General features: G+C 53.5%; 16 protein-coding genes. 11 read left to right on the top strand and 5 right to left on the bottom strand.

Annotated features, from left to right (window positions below; all coding sequences use genetic code 11):
* Nucleotides 1-45: 45 nt before the first annotated feature.
* Both HOO88_04945 and HOO88_04940 read left to right on the top strand, forming a co-directional pair.
* Nucleotides 46-747, top strand: a complete 702-nt coding sequence (locus HOO88_04945; GenBank protein NOU36097.1) for a response regulator transcription factor — start codon at nt 46-48, stop codon at nt 745-747.
* Nucleotides 748-749: 2 nt separating this feature from the next.
* Nucleotides 750-2,525 (top strand): HAMP domain-containing protein, encoded by a 1,776-nt coding sequence (locus HOO88_04940; GenBank protein ID NOU36096.1) that lies wholly within the window; start codon nt 750-752, stop codon nt 2,523-2,525.
* 59 nt (nt 2,526-2,584) lie between these two features.
* Here HOO88_04940 and HOO88_04935 read toward each other — a convergent pair whose 3' ends face one another.
* From HOO88_04935 to HOO88_04920, 4 genes are all read right to left on the bottom strand, one after another.
* On the bottom strand, nt 2,585-3,049 hold the full coding sequence (locus tag HOO88_04935) for a DUF1456 family protein (GenBank protein ID NOU36095.1): 465 nt from the start codon (nt 3,047-3,049) through the stop codon (nt 2,585-2,587).
* 80 nt (nt 3,050-3,129) lie between these two features.
* Nucleotides 3,130-3,867 (bottom strand): RluA family pseudouridine synthase, encoded by a 738-nt coding sequence (locus HOO88_04930; protein ID NOU36094.1) that lies wholly within the window; start codon nt 3,865-3,867, stop codon nt 3,130-3,132.
* Nucleotides 3,868-4,356 (bottom strand): 8-oxo-dGTP diphosphatase, encoded by a 489-nt coding sequence (locus tag HOO88_04925; GenBank protein ID NOU36093.1) that lies wholly within the window; start codon nt 4,354-4,356, stop codon nt 3,868-3,870.
* Between the two features lie 325 nt (nt 4,357-4,681).
* Nucleotides 4,682-5,863 carry a class I SAM-dependent RNA methyltransferase gene (locus HOO88_04920; GenBank protein ID NOU36092.1) on the bottom strand — a complete coding sequence of 394 codons (1,182 nt, stop codon included), beginning with the start codon at nt 5,861-5,863 and terminating at the stop codon, nt 4,682-4,684.
* Between the two features lie 163 nt (nt 5,864-6,026).
* On the opposite strand from HOO88_04920, the gene truA reads away from it, so the two are divergent.
* The 3 genes from truA to HOO88_04905 all read left to right on the top strand — a co-directional run bounded on the left by truA (nt 6,027) and on the right by HOO88_04905 (nt 12,097).
* Nucleotides 6,027-6,770, top strand: a complete 744-nt coding sequence (gene truA, locus HOO88_04915; GenBank protein ID NOU36091.1) for a tRNA pseudouridine(38-40) synthase TruA — start codon at nt 6,027-6,029, stop codon at nt 6,768-6,770.
* A 92-nt stretch (nt 6,771-6,862) separates the two neighbouring features.
* The gene (locus tag HOO88_04910) at nt 6,863-11,374 is read left to right on the top strand and encodes a PQQ-binding-like beta-propeller repeat protein (GenBank protein NOU36090.1); all 4,512 of its coding nucleotides are present in this window, start codon (nt 6,863-6,865) and stop codon (nt 11,372-11,374) included.
* A 180-nt stretch (nt 11,375-11,554) separates the two neighbouring features.
* Entirely contained in the window at nt 11,555-12,097 is a 543-nt protein-coding gene (locus tag HOO88_04905; protein ID NOU36089.1) for an SHOCT domain-containing protein, read from the top strand.
* Between the two features lie 74 nt (nt 12,098-12,171).
* On the opposite strand, the gene HOO88_04900 is transcribed toward HOO88_04905, so the two are convergent.
* Nucleotides 12,172-12,465 carry a DUF3332 family protein gene (locus HOO88_04900; protein NOU36088.1) on the bottom strand — a complete coding sequence of 98 codons (294 nt, stop codon included), beginning with the start codon at nt 12,463-12,465 and terminating at the stop codon, nt 12,172-12,174.
* A 252-nt stretch (nt 12,466-12,717) separates the two neighbouring features.
* Here HOO88_04900 and HOO88_04895 point away from each other — a divergent pair, with 252 nt between their 5' ends.
* The 6 genes from HOO88_04895 (at nt 12,718) to malQ (ending at nt 18,699) form a co-directional block, all read left to right on the top strand.
* Nucleotides 12,718-13,203 (top strand): hypothetical protein, encoded by a 486-nt coding sequence (locus HOO88_04895; GenBank protein ID NOU36087.1) that lies wholly within the window; start codon nt 12,718-12,720, stop codon nt 13,201-13,203.
* Nucleotides 13,204-13,217: 14 nt separating this feature from the next.
* Nucleotides 13,218-14,450 carry a PEGA domain-containing protein gene (locus HOO88_04890; protein ID NOU36086.1) on the top strand — a complete coding sequence of 411 codons (1,233 nt, stop codon included), beginning with the start codon at nt 13,218-13,220 and terminating at the stop codon, nt 14,448-14,450.
* 12 nt (nt 14,451-14,462) lie between these two features.
* Nucleotides 14,463-15,989: a hypothetical protein gene (locus HOO88_04885; GenBank protein ID NOU36085.1), complete on the top strand. Its 1,527-nt coding sequence runs from the start codon at nt 14,463-14,465 to the stop codon at nt 15,987-15,989.
* Nucleotides 15,990-16,016: 27 nt separating this feature from the next.
* Complete coding sequence (locus tag HOO88_04880) at nt 16,017-16,439, top strand: DUF1425 domain-containing protein (protein NOU36084.1); 423 nt, start codon at nt 16,017-16,019, stop codon at nt 16,437-16,439.
* 18 nt (nt 16,440-16,457) lie between these two features.
* Nucleotides 16,458-17,060, top strand: a complete 603-nt coding sequence (lpoB, locus tag HOO88_04875) for a penicillin-binding protein activator LpoB (protein NOU36083.1) — start codon at nt 16,458-16,460, stop codon at nt 17,058-17,060.
* A 106-nt stretch (nt 17,061-17,166) separates the two neighbouring features.
* On the top strand, nt 17,167-18,699 hold the full coding sequence (gene malQ, locus HOO88_04870; GenBank protein NOU36082.1) for a 4-alpha-glucanotransferase: 1,533 nt from the start codon (nt 17,167-17,169) through the stop codon (nt 18,697-18,699).

Here is an 18,699-nt window from a genome sequence, read left to right as displayed (position 1 = left end):
ACAGGCGGTTTTGCCCGCAGGAATGCGGAGAAAAGGTTCGTTCGTATGGCAGTTGCAAAAACACAAATTCTGATTGTCGAAGACGAAGAGGATATCCGCGAACTGGTGCGCTACAATCTGGAGCGCGAAGGCTTTGCCGTGACTGAGGCGGAATCCGGCGAAGCCGGTCTGAAGGCCGTCGCGCAGAAAAGACCGGATATGATTCTGCTTGATCTCATGCTGCCCGGCAAAGACGGCTTGCAGATATGCCGCGAACTGAAGCAGAACGCCGACAGCCGCGATATTCCGGTCGTCATGATGACGGCCCGCGGCGAAGAGAGCGACATCGTTGCCGGTCTCGAACTCGGCGCGGAAGACTATGTCGTGAAACCGTTCAGCCCGAAAGTTCTGGTGGCGCGCGTAAAAGCTGTCTTGCGGCGGAAAGCTGCCCCAGCGACGCCGGATGCGGAAGGCGTACTACGCATTTACGATCTGGTTATTCATCCGGGCCGTCACGAAGTAACGGTCGGCGGGAAACCGGTTGATCTGACCGCCAGCGAATTCGGAATTGTTCATTTTCTGGCCCGCCGTCCGGGCTGGGTTTTTACCCGTTATCAGATCGTGGATGCGGTACATGGCGAAGACTATCCTGTCACCGAACGTTCGGTTGATGTGCAGATTGTCGGCCTGCGCAAAAAACTGAAAAAGGCAGGCGACTACATCGAAACCGTGCGCGGCATCGGCTATCGCTTCAAGGATGAGGAATAGCTATGCAGACGCGGCGCATCTTCTGGCAGATTTATCCCGGCCACCTCATTATCACTTTTTTTGCGCTGCTGGTCTGTTTTGCCGTTTTCACGTCCGCTCTGGAGCGCTTCTACCGCAAGCAGGTCGCGGAGAATCTGGAGTCATTGGCTTTGTTCTCTGCCGAACAGGTGCGCGACCGCCTCGATGCAAACAACCTGGATTATCTCAACGACACGGCGGTTAAACTCGGCGCCAAATCGTCAGCGCGCGTCACGCTGATTCTTCCGGACGGAACGGTCGCCGGCGAGTCGGCCAAGTCGCGCGAGCAGATGGAAAATCACCGCGACCGCCCGGAAGTGAAGACTGCGATTGAAGAAGGCCGTACCGGACAGTCGACGCGGTTCAGCAGCAGTGTCCGTAAATCCATGCTCTATGTTGCGGTGCCTGTCTATCGCGACAATACGCTGGTCGGCGTGGTTCGCATGGCGATGCCGCTGCTCCGGATGAATGAAGTGCTTAGCGGGATCGAGCGCAGTCTGCTGTGGGGTTGTATCGTAGTTCTTCTTCTGGCGGCGCTCCTGAGCCTGTTTGTTTCGCGCCGCATCTCAAAGCCGCTTGAAAATATCAGACAGGGCGCTGAGCGGTTTGCCGCAGGCGATTTCTCGTACCGGCTTCGCGTGCTCGGATCTGCTGAAGTCGGCGCTTTGGCCGAAACGATGAATCAGATGGCGGAACAGCTTGAAGAACGTCTGCAAACGGTCAGTAACGAGCGCAACCAGCGCGAAGCCGTGCTTTCCAGTATGGTCGAGGGCGTGCTGGCGGTGGACACCGACGGACACATCATCAGTCTGAATAAAGCCGCCGCACAGTTCTTTAATGTGTTTCAGCCTGAAACCGCAGCAGGCCGAAGTATTGAAGAAGTTTTCCGGAACGTCAAATTGCAGCGGTTTGTCGCCGAAGTTCTTGAAGGACAGGAGACCCGCGAGTGCGAACTGGCTATCCAGAACCATCAGGCCTATTACCTCCAGGCGTGCGGAACCAATCTGCTCGGAGCGCAAAACCGGCGTATAGGTGCCGTCGTGGTCTTTAACGACGTCTCCCGCCTGCGCCGGCTTGAAAACTTGCGGCGCGACTTCGTCGCCAACGTTTCGCACGAGTTGAAAACGCCGATCACCACCATCAAAGGATTTGTAGAAACTCTGTTGGACGGCGCAATCAACGATTCGGTTGAAGCCGAGCGCTTCCTGAAAATTGTCGCCAAACACGCCGACCGGCTCAACGCGATCATTGAAGACCTGCTTATGCTCTCGCGCCTCGAACAGGGCGGCAAGGAGGGGATGGAAATGCAGAAAGCCGGACTCTGCGGACTCATGAATTCCGCCGTCGAAGTCTGCGCCCGGCGCGCCGCTGAAAAGAATATCACCATCTGCGTCGAGTGCCCCGAAGAATTAACTTCCGTCGTCAATCCACCGCTCGTCGAGCAGGCGCTTATTAATCTGATCGGCAACGCCGTCAAGTACAGTGCCGACGGCAAGAACGTTGTCGTCAGCGCGCACTCTGAAAACGGCGGTGTTGTGCTGTCCGTAAAAGACCAGGGCTACGGAATTGAAAAAGAACATCTCGAACGGCTTTTTGAACGCTTCTACCGTGTGGATAAAGGTCGCAGTCGGCAGGAAGGCGGAACCGGTCTGGGCCTTTCCATTGTGAAACACATCGCTCAGGCGCACGGCGGAACGGTTTCCGTCCAGAGCCGCTACGGAGAAGGTTCAACTTTTTCCGTTTTCCTTCCGGCGGTGTAGGGCGGGGGCCGTGACCCCGCCGAAATCCGAGGTCAGGGACCTCGGCTACAACGAGGTTTCTACAGTGCGGAGCAGTATTTAATCTGCACGCCTTTCAGGAAATTGCGCAGCATCTGGTCTTTGCAGTCGCGGTAGTGTTTGTGATCCGGCTTGCGGGAGAACGCACTGAGTTCATGTTTGCTGATCGGCATGTCGGCCAGACCCATGATTTCCAGCACGTCTTCGGCTTTCAGGGTTAATGCGATGCGCAGTTTCATCAAGATGACGTTGTTGGTCAGAACCGTTTCCGGCGCGGGCTGTGGCCCGTCTTTTTTGCCGCGTTTATCAATGATGAATCCGTTCAGGAAAGCCGCCAGCTGAGTATCGCTGCATTCCTGATAGGCCGGATCATCGTCTTTTTTCAGCCAGGCGTTGATCTGTTCCCACGTTGCCGGAAGTTCCGCCAAGGCGAACAGGGCGATTACTTTTGAATCCTTCAAGTCGAAGGTGTAGCGGAGGCGGCGTAAGATATCGTTGTTTCTCATTATGTTGTCCTTTTTTAAATCAGCCGAAGCAAGCTTCGGTGAATAAAGCGCAGGCAAGCCTGCGCACTCCATAGAATTCTTTATTTCAGTTCCGCGTTACAGATTTTCTGTGCGCCTTTCACCAGCGATTCAAAGTAAGCGGGTACCAGCGCGGTGAACGTCATTTTCTCTTTTGAAAACGGATGAGTGAGAGTCAGTGAAGCTGAGTGGAGCGTGAGCTTTTTGAAGCTTTTTTCTTTTGCGCCGTACTTCGCGTCGCCAGCCACCGGACAGCCTTTGTCCGCGAGGTGGACGCGAATCTGGTTTTTTCTGCCGGTGAAAAGCTCGATCTCCAGCAGACTGAAGCCCGGCGATTCTTTCAATACTTGGTAGCCGGTTTTGGCCAGCTTGCCTTTTTTCGGATCGGAGACCGAATACATCTTAAAGGCGCTGTTTTCCGCCAGATAGGAGGTGATGACGCCTTCCTTCTCTGCCAGAGTTCCGCAGACGATGGCGTAGTACTTCTTCTGGAATTCCTGCCACTCATCCTGAAGGTATTGCTTGGCCGCTTCCGTCTTGGCAAACACCAGCACTCCGGAGGTTTCGCGATCCAGACGATGCACGATATAAATCCGGTTTTTGGATTTCGGATTTCCCCGGCGGACATAGTTGTTCAACAGTTCATGTGCCGTACTGCCGGGCGCTTTGCCGTCGCTCATGGTCAGCAGGCCGCTTACTTTGTCCGCGACCAGAATATCGCGATCCTCGTAGAGAATCGTCAGCCCCTTCGGCTCGAATTTTTTATAGGGGTTTTTAAAGGTCTTTTGTTTTTCCTGCACTCAGCATCCGATCAGCTCGTGGTCGAGCATCATTTTGTGGTCAAAGGTGAATCGGCCGGTAAATTTTTCTCCGGCGAGCAGTTTCGGATACCAGACCGGATCGTCGGCCCACATGTTTTCCCACGGCAACGCATCGACCGGAAACCAGTGCGGAATCGCTTCGTCGGTTTCGGTCGGCGTGCCCGTAAATTCAGTGGCGGTGAACACTTCGCCGTGAATGCTGTGTCCGTCGATGAACTGGAACATCAGCGTTCCGGCGTGGACCGGATTGAGTGGCGTGATGCAAAGCTCTTCCTGCGTTTCGCGTACGGCGCATTCCAGCGGAGTTTCGCCCGGCTCCAGCCGTCCGCCTGGTGCGTTGAAATAGCCTGCGCCGAAGCCGCGCTTTTTGTGGATCAAAAGCATCCGGCCATTCTGCAGAATAAACATCAGCGTGGCGCGCTCTTTCGGGTTCCAGTTTTCCCAGTCAACCTCAGAAACTTTTTTCATTTTTATCGCCCACGAACCGTCAAAAATTGAGATGAAGAATTTTCACCACAGAATACACAGAAAACACGGAAAAATATTTTCACCACCCGTTCACTTCGTTCACTAGAGGGCACAGAGACCGCAGAGTACAACGAGAAAACCAATGCGGCTTTTGCCGCCGTTCCGCTATGTGGAACTTATGCCGGGATAAAACAGAAAATGAAAACGGATTTTCTGTTTCTGTTTTCTTCCGGCATGTTTCGTTTTCTCCAGCTTCTGTGTGTTCTGTGTATTCTGTGGTTAACTCCACAGTTTTGTATTTGTGTAGATTCGTATGATTCGTGGGCTAAATCTTTGCTGATTTCTCTATTTTCGGCGAAGCGTAGAGGTCGATTTTTCCGAGCATGCCTTCCAGTCCGCCGTTGTTGAGTTCTTTTTTCCACTCGGGTTTAAGGCCGACTTTTTTCAGCAGCTGACGGTCGCCAGCGTAAACGTAGGCGGTACAGCCGGTGCAACGCTGCTTGAGGAAGTCACCGAAATCTTTCATCAGCGCTTCGGCGGACTCGCGGTCGCCAAGCCGCACGCCGTAGGGCGGATTGACGACGAGAGTGGAATTTTCAATTTTCGGGTAGTCCTCAAATCGTTTTTCTGAACACTGGAACCGGTCTTTGCAGCCCGGCAGATTGTTGAGATTGGCGCGGGTTGCGCGAACCGCGTCGCGATTCATGTCACTGCCAATCAGCAGTCCGGCGGGCAGGGGGCGCATCAAGCCGTCGGCTTCCGTCTTCACTTTTTTCCAGACCTTGGAATCAAAGTCCGGCAACCGTTCAAAACCCCAGCGCTGTTTGCGCAGGGTTCCGGCGGGAATGCGGCAATAGTGCATGGCGGCTTCGCAGAGCAACGTTCCGGCGCCGCACATCGGATCAATCAGCGGACGTTCACCGTCCCAGCCGGAAAGCCGGATGATGGCGGCGGCCAGCGTTTCCTGCATCGGTGCTTCGACCGAAACGGTGCGGTAGCCGCGCTTGTGGAGCGAGCCGCCGGAGACATCGATGCTGATTGTGGCGCGGCTGTTGCGGATGAACAGATGAATGCCAATATCCGGGTTCTGGACATCTACGTTGGGTCGGCCGCCTTCTTTATTGCGGAAAAAGTCGCAGATGGCGTCTTTGACTTTCAGCGCGGCGTACTGCGAGTGAGTCAGCGACGGCGTATTGGACGTGACGGCATGCACCGCGAAGGTGTCGTTGACCGTCATGAACTGACTCCAATCCTGCTTCAGTGCAGTCTGGTGGAGGTAGTTGTCGCTGTGACAGTCGAAGGTCACCAGCGGTGCGAGGACGCGGACGACGAGCCTCGATGTGTAGTTGATGCGGCAAAGCACCTCGTGGGAGGCTTCAAAATGCAACCCGCGGTAGGCTTCGATGATGTTCGTTGCGCCGAGGCTTTCAAGCTCGGCTTTGGCGATTTCTTCGAACCCGGTGGCGATCTGGGCGAAATACTGGTTTCGTTGTTGGTATTGGAACATGCGAAACAGCGTAGCAGAGAGATGGAGTGTTGGAATAGAGGAATGTTGGAAAAGGAATTTTTCACCACGGAACACACAGAAAACACAGAAACCGGAAAACAGAATGCCTGCTTCCGTGTTTTCTGTGTATTCTGTGGTCAAACCATTTGGTAAATAGGATCCCATGATGCAACGCTACAAACTGACAATCGCTTACGACGGTACAAACTATGCCGGCTGGCAGGTTCAGCCGGGCAAGACGACCGTGCAGGGAGAGGTCGAACGTGCCACTGAGCATATGACCGGTAAACACATCCGCATTCACCATTCCGGACGAACGGATTCCGGAGTTCACGCCAAAGGGCAGGTGGCACACTTTGACCTGAAAGAGCCGGTGGATACTGGACGATTTATGAACGGGCTGAACGCCCATTTGGATTACGACATCCGTATCATGAAGATGGAAAAAGTCCGTCCGGATTTCAACGCCCGCTACGATGCAGTGAGCAAAGAATACCGTTACTTCATCTGGAACGGCCACGCGGTTCCGCCGGAACTTCGGCTTTACCGTTTACACGAACGGCGCAAGCTGAACATCGCGGCGATGCGCGAAGCGGCCGAACATCTCGTTGGCAAACACGACTTCGCGGCCTTCACTGCCAATCCTCACCGCGAAATCGAAGGCACTGTAAAAACGATCACAAAAGTGACCGTCAGTCGTACGCGGGAAGGGGATATGACCATCTGCGTCGTCGGTGAAGGTTTTCTCTATAAAATGGTTCGCAGTATCACCGGCTTTCTCCTGCGGGTTGGCATCGGTGAATTACAGCCGGAAGATGCGGAGCGGCTTCTAAAAACCGGAATTCGTACGAACGAAGTGCTGACCGTCCGGCCTCATGGACTATTTCTTTGGCGCGTTGATTACTGAGGGCGAAAGCAAAAAGAATCGTCGCTGGCATTTTTTTCCATTTTTCTGTACTATGAAAGGAACAGGTCGGGTTCACATTGGAGAATGTTGTTATGGATACTTCCCCGCCATTTAAGCGTGGAGCGACTTTGGCTGGTGCTTGTCTGCTTTTTCTTTTCGCTCAGAGTTTTGCATTGGAACCGAACCTGTCCGGCTTGTCCGGCGGAGTGCTGGTTCAAGTTGGTGGCGGGTCGCTGTTGCGTCAGTTCGGGACTAACGAATCATTTTTCGCAATCGGTCTGGATACCAATACAGCGAACGTGGCGATCTTACGAACGGCGTTGCGTAGCGAGGGCTACAGCGGTCAGGTTCTGGTGGACGAATGGAACGGAACCGATCTGCCATTCATTAACAACTTTGTGAACGCGCTGATTCTGGAGAATCTGTGCAATGTGAGTTCTGCGGAAGTGGCGCGGGTGCTGGTGCCGAATGGTAAAGCCTACCGGTTGCAGGGAACAAATTGGGTTGCCGAAATAAAGCCGCGTCCGGCGGAGATGGATGACTGGACCCACTATAGTTATTCTCCGGGCAATACTCGGGTTTCTCATGATCAACTGATAGGGGCTCCGTTGCGCCGTATGCAGTGGTTTGTCTGGCCATTCTGGACAAAATACCACTTCGGCAGTCCGGCAGTACACTTTGTCCTCTCAGGAGGGGGGAAGATTTTCTATGTGGTAGATGAATCACCAACCTCTACAGGCGGCGGCGGGTTTCCGGAAAAATGGGCGTTGATGGCCCGCGATGCGTTTAACGGAAAAATTTTGTGGCGCAAACCGATGGGATTGTGGGGAGCGGCACCCTACCATCCTTTTGGATTCTTCGAAAGTTCAGATATGAATCCGGCCGTGGATTCCCCGCAACAGCGCCGGTTTGTAGTGGATGGAAACCGGCTTTACGGCACGCTCAGTTATGATGGGCCGATTGTGGCACTCGATGCCACAACCGGAGAAATCATACGAACCTTCACCGGGACTGAGTCAACCAAGGAAACCTACATCAGTGACGGGAAGCTGATCGTTTTCCGGTCTGTAGATCCTAAGCTGATGATATTTGATCCGGACACCGGAACTCTTCTGTGGTCGGACTCAAGCTATAATCCGCTTTGCATAGCGATTTCCAGTAATCAGCTTTGTGTGGTGAGGAGCGATGGTGTTCATGGTTTTGACATGACCACGCTTACAGAACAGTGGATATCAAACGGAACAAAACCTTCTACCCCCGGCGGGTTTGTCGTTCACAACGGTTCGGTTGTGGTCACGAAGGCAGGGGCATCCAGTCGCTGGGTTGCTTATAGCACTTCGGACGGCCAATTCCTGTGGTCGTATCCGTTTGCCGCGAACACCCGTCCTACCGGGGTAACTGCTAGACCCAGCCAGCTTTTCGCGACAACGAATCTTATCTGGACGTTTAAAACCGATATGATTCTCGCCGGTCTCAACCCGATGACGGGTGCTGAGCAGTCTATTGTTAACGCGTCGAATGTCTATTACGCCAGTCATCATCACCGCTGCCATGATGATAAGGCAACGGATCGTTTTATCATTGCCGCGCAGGAAGGTGTCGAATTTATCTCATTGACCGGTGCAACCAATATGCTCAACAACTGGACGCGCGGGACGTGTAACATGGGGCCGGTTCCGGCCAATGGATTGATGTATGTTCCTCCGGCGGCCTGTGCCTGTGTTTACAGTGCGATGCTGCATGGATTTTACAGTTATGCCGGCCCAGCGGCCGATGCCGGACGCACGTTCAGCAGTACAAATCGTCTGACAACTGGATCGGCTTTCGGCGCGGTAAACGGCAGTACGGCCTCATCCAATGACTGGCCGCTTTACCGGTATAATACACAGCGCCTGAGTGCCACAACGATGTCTGTTCCGAAACAACAGCAGAAGATATGGGGCACAACGGTCGCAACCAATGCGCAACTGACGCCGCCCGTAATAGCCGGCGGACGTCTATTTGTGGCAAACAAAACGGATCATACAATTTGTGCGCTGGATGCGACGACCGGTGCGGTTCTTTGGAAATATGCTGCGGGAGGCTCGGCGGACAGCGCACCTTCTGTCTGGGGCGACTGTGTGATTTTTGGTTGCAGCGACGGACGGGTTTATTGTCTGCGCGCCAGTGACGGAGCACTCGTCTGGCGGTTTCAGGCAGCCCCGCGGGACTGCCGGAATATGCAACTCGAAGAGGTTTCTTCAGTCTGGCCGGTACCGGGCAGTGTACTGGTTGATAATGGCAGTGTTTACTGTTCTGCCGGTCACTCATCGCGGCTGGATGGCGGCATTTGGTTTTATAAACTGAATGCGCTTACCGGAGCGGTTCTTGCCACGAACCGCATCGAGAATGTATCGCCGGCAGTTCCCGCGCCGACCAATGAGGGCGGAACAGATGATGAAGGGTTGAAAAATGATCTGTTCGTCAGCGATGGCGCAAATCTGTTTGTGAGGGAAGCTGTTTTCACCACCAACCTTGAAGCGACTGCATCCAGTCGTACTGACCATTTCCGTTCCAATGGAAATCGGATTGTAGATCCTTCGTGGCACCATCGGCAGGACTGGGCCTTTAATAACGTTTTTGCTCAGCAGCTCTGTGTTGATGGAACCAAAGCCTATGGCATTAAGGCTTACACCATACAGAAAGATTTCTCAGTCACCTATCTGCCTGGGTCGGGATACATTCTGTTTGCGCAGGACGTTAATGTGAAAGGCACCACGGCTTTGGCTGAAGCCGGTGTGGAAAATGAACTGCGCCCCCATCCGTTGACTCAGTACACGTGGTGGCGGAGGGTTCCTCTGCGGGTTCAGGCGATGGTGCGGGCTGGCGATTATCTGTTTGTAGCCGGTCAGCCGGATGTGTTTAACCGCGCCGATCCGTTTGCCGCGTTTGAAGGCCGTGCGGGCGGATCGCTCTGGACGGTGTCGCCGACCAACGGTGAACGTGTATCGGAGTGTACGCTGAGCTCGCCGCCGGTATATGACGGCATGGCCGCCGCCAATAACGCGCTTTATATTTCTGCCATGGACGGCAGCGTGGCCTGCTTCGGGCAACCCGAAAGCGCTCCGGCGGCAAAAGCAACCGTCACGCCTGCGTCCGGAACGACCTCGACGGTATTCACCTTCGATGGAACCGGCAGTCAGGATCTGGACGGACAGATTGTCGCCTATGAATGGCGGGTCAACGGTGCAGTGGTTTCGACCAATGCAATCTACACCACGTCGTTTGGAACGACCGGCGGACGCACCGTTCAGTTGACCGTGCGGGATAACGACGGAATGAAAGGGTTTGATACGAAGGCGCTATCCGTTACTTCACCGGGTACAGACAGCGACAGCGACGGACTGCCTGACACGTGGGAAACGGCTCAGGCTGGAAATCTCACGGCGATGAACGCGACGAGTGATACCGATGGTGACGGTCTGACCGACCTGCAAGAATACGCCTATGGAACGAATCCGTCCGCCAAAGATACCGACTCCGACGGCCTTGCCGATAATCTGGAAATCATAGCTGGAACCGATCCGGCCAATGCGGATTCAATCTTGCAGCTCAGCGGACAGCCGCTGAGCGGCAACCGGTTGCAGATCACGTGGGACAGCGTCTCGAATAGAAGCTATTCCATTTGGGGTTCCACCAATCTGGCTGGCGGTCTTACAGAACTGGTGGCGCATCACATTGCGGCGACACCGCCAGTCAACACGTTCACAGATGTATCCACCCATAACGGGACGTATTTCTACCGGTTACAGGTGACGCAGAACATCCCGCTTCCGCCGCCGAATGCCGCGCCGGTTGTGCGCGATGACGAGGTCTTCACGGTAACGAACAAGGCGGTCACTGTGAGCGTACTGGATAACGATACTGATCCGGACTTCCAGTCGCTGGTTGTGACGGGTGTAACGCAAGGTGCGCACGGAACGGTTTTGTTCACCACCACAAATGTTGTTTATACGCCGCAGTCCAGCTGGACGGGCGGAACGGATACATTCACTTATACCGTCAGCGACACACTTGGCGCAATCGCATCGGCAACGGTGACCGTGCACGTCGGAGCAAGTGTCAATTTGGTTGTCGACCCGCTGATGGAACATGCGCATACCGAGGTGAGTGCCGTAGATGGCACAACCGCTAATCTCGGCTGGTGTGTTGGAATAAAACGTTCCTGGCAGTGGGACCGGGCGAATGAGTGGAGCTTTCCTTTTTGCGGAGTTTCTCAAGTAACACATCCGGCGATGGCACAGTCTATTGCAGACTCGAAAAAAGTAAAAGGAGCCGGAATCATCCGGTTCCGCGCCACTCATCAAGGAACCAGCGACACATTAAAGGTGAAAGTTTACGGCGGAACGAGCTTTAGCTATGCGATGACAACTGAAACCGCCAGCGGCACGCTGCTTTACGACAGCGGCAATGTTGCGGCCACAGAGTTTGACTGGCAGACTTTTTTAGGAGCCGTGGACTTCTCAACCGGCTACGATTACTATCTTGTACTTGTCTGGAGCGACGGGATCGCAGCCGGAACAGATGAGTTCATCGCAGTGGACGACTTCTACCTCGGCAAATAAGCTCTGCGCTGAAAAGTAAAAAGCCGCTCCGGAATCCGGAGCGGCTTTTGCCATCATCACAGAATTACATCCGTTCAGCGCATCCAATTTTCCCCTTTGAAAGTCAAAAAGACCTGTTAGGCTGTCCGCAGTTCGCGGTAGCTCTGATTGAAGCTAATAATAAACTAAGGAAGTACGCTCATGCACAAAGGGTTAATATTTGGTTTAATCGGTTTAATAAGTGTTGGTTGCACCACCCGGCTGGTTGACTTCACAACGATCTCTACCAAGAACGTTGATTGGTCAAGAGCTGCAACTTTCAGCAGAGCGCCAGTTCGGGTTGAAGGAAAAGATGTCGTTCATATCATCGTGTTTATTCCGACCGGAATTCCTAATATGAAAGAGGCTATCGATCAGGCTATTGAATCTAAGCCGGGTTGTGTGGCCCTTGTAGATGGCGTTGTTTATCAGAAACTTTGGTGGATACCTTATATCTATGGACAGAGTTCCTTTGTTGTAGAAGGAACGCCGTTGATTGATTCTGGACTGTCTGGAAATATCATGGCTAAACCAATAGTCGCACCGGTTGTCGTGGAACAAAAACCACAATCCGTGCCAGTCGTAGCGGCCCAAAAGCCTGATACGTCTGCCCAATTACAGAAACTTAAAGAGCTGAAGGACGCAGGATTGCTGACCGAGCAGGAATACGAAACCAAGCGCAAGGAGCTTGTTGGTCAACTGTAACGTTCAAAATTGCAACAAAGGTAAAAGCCGTTCCGGAATTCCGGAACGGCTTTCACTGTTTTTTTTTAACTGAATTACATCTGCTCAGCGACACTGCGCAGGCACATTTCGTTACCAACCGGAGCCGAGGCTTTTTGGATTGGATTTTCGCCGCCCCAGAATTCGATGCTGTTGAAGATCAGGGCATCACCCAATGTAGTTATCGGATAGGCGATGATTGCGCAGCCAATAAATACAACTTCTTCGGCCCAGCGGTCTTCAGAAACATTCCTCTGCCATTTATGCAGGTTTTTGGTGAGTTGGAACGGGCCGGTGCATCCGGTGAGCAGAATGCTGGCGATGAGCAGGGTGGGAATGAATCTTTTCATTGGGATCTCCTTGTCGGGAGTTGGTTTAACTCTCCCTTCTCACAGGCAATCTAATAAGCCATTCTGTGGTTAGCAAATCAAAACCCGACATTTATGCTTTCCAATAGTTGTGTCCCGATAATTCACGCATAATTTTTAAGGATATCTTAAAAAACAGAAACAGGTTTTCTTCTTGTTTTGCTGGGTGGGTGTTCTCAGAATGCGCACGAAATTCGGGCTGGTGAAGCCGCTGATAACTCCGGAGGAAAAAGTATGAGAAGGTTGTGTTTGATGATCGCTGTTGCGCTGACTCTGGCTGTCGGCGTGCAAAACGTTTCCGCTAAAGACATACCCATGACACCCGTCATGATCAGCCTGATGACTCCCGCGCAGGCACCGTCGCCGGAGTGGAACGTCAAAGGTCTGCGCATTGATCTTCTCTATGGCCGCTGTCAAAACCTGTACGGTCTGGACGTTGGTCTGGTGAATCATACCGTTGGTAAAGAAGTCGGTCTGGCCGTCGGTGTGGTAAACATCGTCGAAGAAAAATTCACCGGGCTTCAATTTGGCGTGGTGAATGTTGCCGACCGTTCGTCGGCTTTGCAGTTTGGCGTCTATAACGAAGCGGACGATGTGTCCGGCTTCCAAATCGGCGTGATCAACCATACTCGTCTTATGCGAGGCGTGCAGATCGGCGTGATTAATGTGATTGAAAATAACGACCTGCCGTTTCTGCCGATCATTAACTTTTTCTTCTAATCTAAAGGAGCACCATGAATATAAAAACGATCCTTACCGCTGTTTGTCTCACCGGCGCAGTTGCTTTTGCGCAGACTGCCGCGACCGTTTCTCAACCGGTTAATCCTGCGAGTTCCGCAGAACTTCAGGCGTTCAAAAATCAGGTTCAGGCCGCTAATCCAGATATGAAAGTTGTATCTGTCGGCGCAGTGCGCGAAGCCACACTGGTTTCGGTGCCGAATCCTAAAATCGCTATCTTTGTCAAAAACCAGACCAAGGTTGCCGGGATGGACGACATGGTGGACGGCGTTCGCGACCGTATTTCCGCCGAACTGGCCGGAGCAGGAATGGTGGTTATGGATCAGGCGGAAATCGCTTCCGGTTTCAACCGGTTCAAAGTAACGACCGCCGAAGAACGCGCCGGACTGATCGAAGGCGTATTTACCGGCGGCTCAACGGTGCGCGTCGGCCAGATGCTCGGCGCAGACTATGTCATGGTGGCTTCCATTATTGCGGCGGATCGCGCGGCCCTTACCGTCGGCGGAAAACCGATGGTCACTTATACGCTTCGCATGACGGTTAAAGTCAATGAGGCCGTACAAGGTTCCTCAGTTTATGGCGACAACTGGACGCGTAAAGTTCCGGTTCCGGGCGACAGTGCCGCCGGTACGGACGCCAGCGTTTATTACAACGATCTGCTGGACACATGGGCCAGTGAAACCGGCGCAAAGATTGCCGATAAATCCAAAACGTGGCGTCGTGTCGAAGCGGCTCCGGTTCAACTGGTCAGCTTTTCCGTCAGCACAACGATCGACGAGTTGATTCAAGGCTTGGAATCCGGCGTGCGCGCTCCGAATGAACTGCTCAACGAAATGCGCCACGTAATCGGCGGAGCAACGGTTCAGATTGACGGCGCCGCAGTCGGTTCGTCGCCGGGAACCTATCAGGTTGTTCCAGGGCTGCATCAGATGAAAGTTTCGCGTCAGTGGATGAAAGACTGGCAGCAAACTGTTAACATTCAGAACGGAAGCAGTTTTAAGATCGGGTTGGAACTTTCCGACGCCGGACTGGCGAAGTTCCAGTCGTTGGAAAAAATGAGAGCGCAGATTGCCAAGGATTATGCCGAAGCGATGGCGCTCAAAGGCGTGAAAGTTAATTTTGACACGGCCGGATGGCGCGATGTTTCTGTCGGCAATAAAGGAAACGAGATCAACATGGAGAAGAACGAACTTCGTCAGAACGGGCTGATTAATGCTGTTGGTCAATAACGAGGTGCATTGATGACGCGAATCAAGATGTACCGAAGCTTGTTGTTTGCAGGACTGGTTTTGCTAATGGCTGGCTGTGCGACGCACAGCCAGAATGCCGGAATGGCAATCAACCGGCTCAGATCCGGCGATACCGCGTCAGCTTTGCAATGGTCTGAAAAACTGAAGACCAGTCTATTCAGTAAGGATCTCGGTTATCTCGAAAGCGGTCGTATCAAGATGCTGGAAGGCGATTTCACAGGCAGTCGTGCCGACTTTGCGACGGCCATTGATAAGGTTCTTGAGACGACCGAAAACGGCCCGGTGATTAAAGTCAGTTCGGTCGGTTCAACCGTGGCTGCTTCGACAGTTGCCGACGACACAATCCGCAACTACGAACTTTCGCCGTACGAAATTATCCAGCTGCTTCATTACCAGACGCTGAACTATCTGTTCTGCGGCGATTCGGACGGTGCCAGTGTTGAAATGCGGCGTACGGTGTTTGCACAGGATGCTATCGCGGAAAAATATTCCAAGGAAGTCGCCGACGCACAGACGCAGTCCGATGCCACGAAGGCTAAGGCGATGGATGCGGTCAACGCGAAGATGGCGACGATGGGCCCGGCACTGGAACGTACGCGCAGTTCACATGAAAACGGTCTGGCCTGGTATTTTTGCGGACTGATTTTTGAAAAACAGGGCGATACCGCCAATGCGACGCTTTGTTACCGCAAGGCGTGGGAACTGTCGCCGCAGAACCCGGACATTGTAAAAGATTTTATCCGCCTCCTGCAGACGCAGGATCGGCAGGCATTTCTTGATCTGGTTCTCCAGAACAACATGGATGTGAAAAGCCTGACGCGCGGTTCAACTGAAATTATCGTGCTGGTTGAGGACTCGATGATTTCGCAGCGCCATGCAGAAAAAATTCCGCTCCCGATTCCGGACTTCCGCGGCGCGATCACGCTGATCTCGATTGATTTCCCGTTTTACAGCGATTCCGCCTATACACCGTTGCCGTTCACGATTACCGATAACGGAACGGAACTTGGTGTCGCGACGCCGGTCGTTTATCTCCAGTCGCTGGCCTATCGTGACCTGAAGGAGAAAATGACCGGCATCGTGGTGCGTAATGTCACTCGCGCTGTGACCAAAGTGGCGGCCCAGCAGGTGGTGAATAATCAGAACGATGACATGATGAAACTCGGCATGATGGCGTTCAATGCGGTTTCGTCGCTGGCTTCCACTTCCGACACCCGCGCATGGTATTCGATACCGATGGCGACACAACTTTACCGCGGTTCCATTTCAGCGGGAACGCACACGCTGGAATGCCGCAGTCCGGTCAGCGGAAACACCATCACCATTCCGGTAACGGTTGCCGAAGGGGAAACCCGGCTGATCTGGATTGCTGATACCGGTGGAATTACAGTTGCGGCGACGGCTTCCCTGTCCGGGAAAGGGTTGCCCCCAACCTATCAGCAGTTTAATAATCCTTTCAACACGAACGGGGTTTCAGGTTGCACAACTGCGGCGGTAACTCCGGGCGTGAGTCAGTAACCAGCGGGGAGAGTAAGGAGACTTGTTATGAAAACATCAAAACGCATCATCGCTGTTGCCGTCTTGGCAACAGGTCTGGCCGGTCTTAGCGGCTGCAGAAACACTTCCGGAACAATCGTTAAAACCGATCATTTGACCGGATCGTCCATGATTATCACAGAAAACGCCCGGCTGGCACATCGCGTAGAGGTAGCCAGCGCAACCTACGATGAGGTCAACGGCCTGAAACGGGTTCACATCACACTGACATCTGATCGCAATAAACGGCTCCGTGTTGACTATCGTATCTGCTGGTTTGATGCCAACGGTATGGAACTCGATCCCCAGACGAAGACCTACCGGAATCTGATTCTTGAAGGACGCGATGCGGTCACGGTGACCGGCGTCGCCAATTCGCCCGCAGCCGTTTCTTCCAAATTGCGCGTTCGCGAAACATCTCAAGCTGAATAAACGAAAGGAACAATGAATATGAAAAAAGTATATTTCTCTCTGTGTCTCACCTGTTGCGCGGTGCTTCTTGCCGGATGTGCCACTAAAGTCAAAGAAGTGCCGCTCGACCGCACCGCTGCCACCACAAAAATTGAACCGCAGGATATTCGCCGCACGGTTGAGAAAATGGTGGAGTCTCTGTTGGTTGCTCCCGGCGTGAAGGAATTTGTCAGCAACCGCCGTCCTGTTCTGGATGTCGAGCCGATGCAAAACCGCACGTCACAGCATATCGACATGGTCAGCCTGACCGAATCGGTGCGCATGCAGCTGCTGCGTTCCGGAGTCTTCCGCTTTGTGGATCGTTCATCCACTGGAACAGCGGCCAACGACGTCGAGCGAATCAATCAGGAAAACCAGTTGGGCCTGGTTGACGCATCCAAGGCGGTTAAAGCCGGACAGCAGACGGCTTTGGACATGTACCTGACCGGCACGCTGTCGGAAATTAAGAATACGACAGGGCGGACGACCGATCAGTACTACAAGTTTTCCATGATCCTGAAAGATCTGAAAACCGGGGAAATTGTCTGGGCGGACGAACAGGAAATCCGTAAGGCCAGCACCAAGCCGGTTATCAACTGGTAAGGCGTTCATGCGGCCATCAAAACCCGTCCCGCATTCGGGGCGGGTTTTTTTGTGCTTAGCCAATTAGAAGTTTGCTTCTCCGATTCTTCTTCGTATCCTGCGGCGCATGAATTTTAAACGCAAAAGCGGAATTTTACTCCACATCACCTCACTGCCGGGGCGCTGGGGGTTGGGCGAACTTGGCCCGCAGGCGCGAGCCTTCGGTCATGTTCTTGCCGCAGCCGGACAAAAGCTATGGCAGATTCTTCCAACGGGGCCGGTCGGTTACGGGTATTCGCCGTATTCGTCACTGTCGGCTTTTGCCGGAAACCATTTGCTGATCAGTTTTGACGAATTGATCGAAGATGGGCTGCTGACGGAAAAACGGCTGAAAATTTTTCCGCAGTTTAATTCTAACCAGATTGATTTTCCGGCGGTGATCGAAGCCCGCGAAAAAATTCTATTCCGCGTCGCCGACCGGTTTGAACCGAATGCCAGCTTTGCGGAATTCTGTGAACGCGAGGCGGATTGGTTGGACGATTATACGCTTTTCATGGCAATTCGTGAAACACACGGCAACCGTCCGTGGACGGAATGGCCTGCCGAACTGCGCGATCGCGATTCCAAGGCGCTGGAAAAAGCACGGCGCAAGCTGGCCAGACGGATTCGCCGCCACGCAGTGCTTCAATATTTGTTTTCCACTCATTGGGAAAGGACGGCGGAGTTTTTCCGGACGCTGGATATTTCGGTTGTCGGCGATATTCCGATTTTTGTCGCCGGTGATTCCGCCGATGTCTGGGCAAACCGCAATCTGTTTTTTCTGCACGCTGACGGCACGCCGTCGGTTGTTGCCGGTGTTCCGCCGGATTATTTTTCTGCGACCGGCCAGCGCTGGGGCAATCCGCTTTACGACTGGGCGGCGCACCGCGAAACGAACTATGCGTGGTGGACCCGCCGGATGTGCCACATTCTGAATATGACGGACATCGTTCGTATCGACCATTTTCGCGGCTTTGAGGACTACTGGGAAATTCCGGCGAATGAACCGACAGCGATTCATGGTCGCTGGGTGAAAGGGCCGGGGCTCGAACTCTTTCAGATGCTGGAAAAGCAACTGCGTTGCGGCACAGAATTTTCCCCAGGCCTCGGAAAGAAGTTCCGGTTAGATGAGCATGTGATTGCCGAAAATCTCGGGATCATTACGGACGAAGTGGAAGCGTTGCGCGAGGCATGCGGTTTCCCCGGCATGTGGATTCTCCAGTTCCGGTTCGGCGCGGAACCAATGGGCCGTCCGGGCTATTGTCCTGAAGGAACCGAGAAAAACTGGGCGGTTTATACCGGCACGCACGATAACGATACAACGCAAAGCTGGCTGGAGCAGATTGATGGTTTGGAACGCAGTCGTGTTCACGATTACCTGCAAACAGATGGTATAGCAACGCACCGCGACTTGATGGAGCTGGCACTGCGCGCGCCGGCAAAGTGGTCGGTTCTGCCGCTTCAGGATGTGCTGGGGCTGGGCGGCGCGGCGCGGATGAATATGCCGGGCACGACGCAGGGGAATTGGGATTGGCGGTTTTCGGAGGATATGGTAAGCCCTGAAACAATCCGCTGGCTGCATGATGCGGTACAGCGAAACGGACGATTAGGAGTGGAGTAA

It is taken from the genome of Kiritimatiellaceae bacterium (assembly GCA_013141415.1).
In the GTDB taxonomy this organism is placed as follows: domain Bacteria; phylum Verrucomicrobiota; class Kiritimatiellia; order Kiritimatiellales; family Tichowtungiaceae; genus Tichowtungia.
Note: the sequence above shows the minus strand (reverse complement) of the source record. Positions and strands in the feature narration are given on the sequence as shown.

Excerpts from the sequence above, each read along its gene's own strand:
- HOO88_04945 (NOU36097.1), top strand. The coding sequence starts at position 46 with ATGGCAGTTGCAAAAACACAAATTCTGATTGTCGAAGACGAAGAGGAT.
- HOO88_04940 (NOU36096.1), top strand. The coding sequence starts at position 750 with ATGCAGACGCGGCGCATCTTCTGGCAGATTTATCCCGGCCACCTCATT.
- HOO88_04935 (NOU36095.1), bottom strand. The coding sequence starts at position 3,049 with ATGAGAAACAACGATATCTTACGCCGCCTCCGCTACACCTTCGACTTG.
- HOO88_04925 (NOU36093.1), bottom strand. The coding sequence starts at position 4,356 with ATGAAAAAAGTTTCTGAGGTTGACTGGGAAAACTGGAACCCGAAAGAG.
- HOO88_04920 (NOU36092.1), bottom strand. The coding sequence starts at position 5,863 with ATGTTCCAATACCAACAACGAAACCAGTATTTCGCCCAGATCGCCACC.
- truA (NOU36091.1), top strand. The coding sequence starts at position 6,027 with ATGATGCAACGCTACAAACTGACAATCGCTTACGACGGTACAAACTAT.
- HOO88_04910 (NOU36090.1), top strand. The coding sequence starts at position 6,863 with ATGGATACTTCCCCGCCATTTAAGCGTGGAGCGACTTTGGCTGGTGCT.
- HOO88_04905 (NOU36089.1), top strand. The coding sequence starts at position 11,555 with ATGCACAAAGGGTTAATATTTGGTTTAATCGGTTTAATAAGTGTTGGT.
- HOO88_04900 (NOU36088.1), bottom strand. The coding sequence starts at position 12,465 with ATGAAAAGATTCATTCCCACCCTGCTCATCGCCAGCATTCTGCTCACC.
- HOO88_04895 (NOU36087.1), top strand. The coding sequence starts at position 12,718 with ATGAGAAGGTTGTGTTTGATGATCGCTGTTGCGCTGACTCTGGCTGTC.
- HOO88_04890 (NOU36086.1), top strand. The coding sequence starts at position 13,218 with ATGAATATAAAAACGATCCTTACCGCTGTTTGTCTCACCGGCGCAGTT.
- HOO88_04885 (NOU36085.1), top strand. The coding sequence starts at position 14,463 with ATGACGCGAATCAAGATGTACCGAAGCTTGTTGTTTGCAGGACTGGTT.
- HOO88_04880 (NOU36084.1), top strand. The coding sequence starts at position 16,017 with ATGAAAACATCAAAACGCATCATCGCTGTTGCCGTCTTGGCAACAGGT.
- lpoB (NOU36083.1), top strand. The coding sequence starts at position 16,458 with ATGAAAAAAGTATATTTCTCTCTGTGTCTCACCTGTTGCGCGGTGCTT.
- malQ (NOU36082.1), top strand. The coding sequence starts at position 17,167 with ATGAATTTTAAACGCAAAAGCGGAATTTTACTCCACATCACCTCACTG.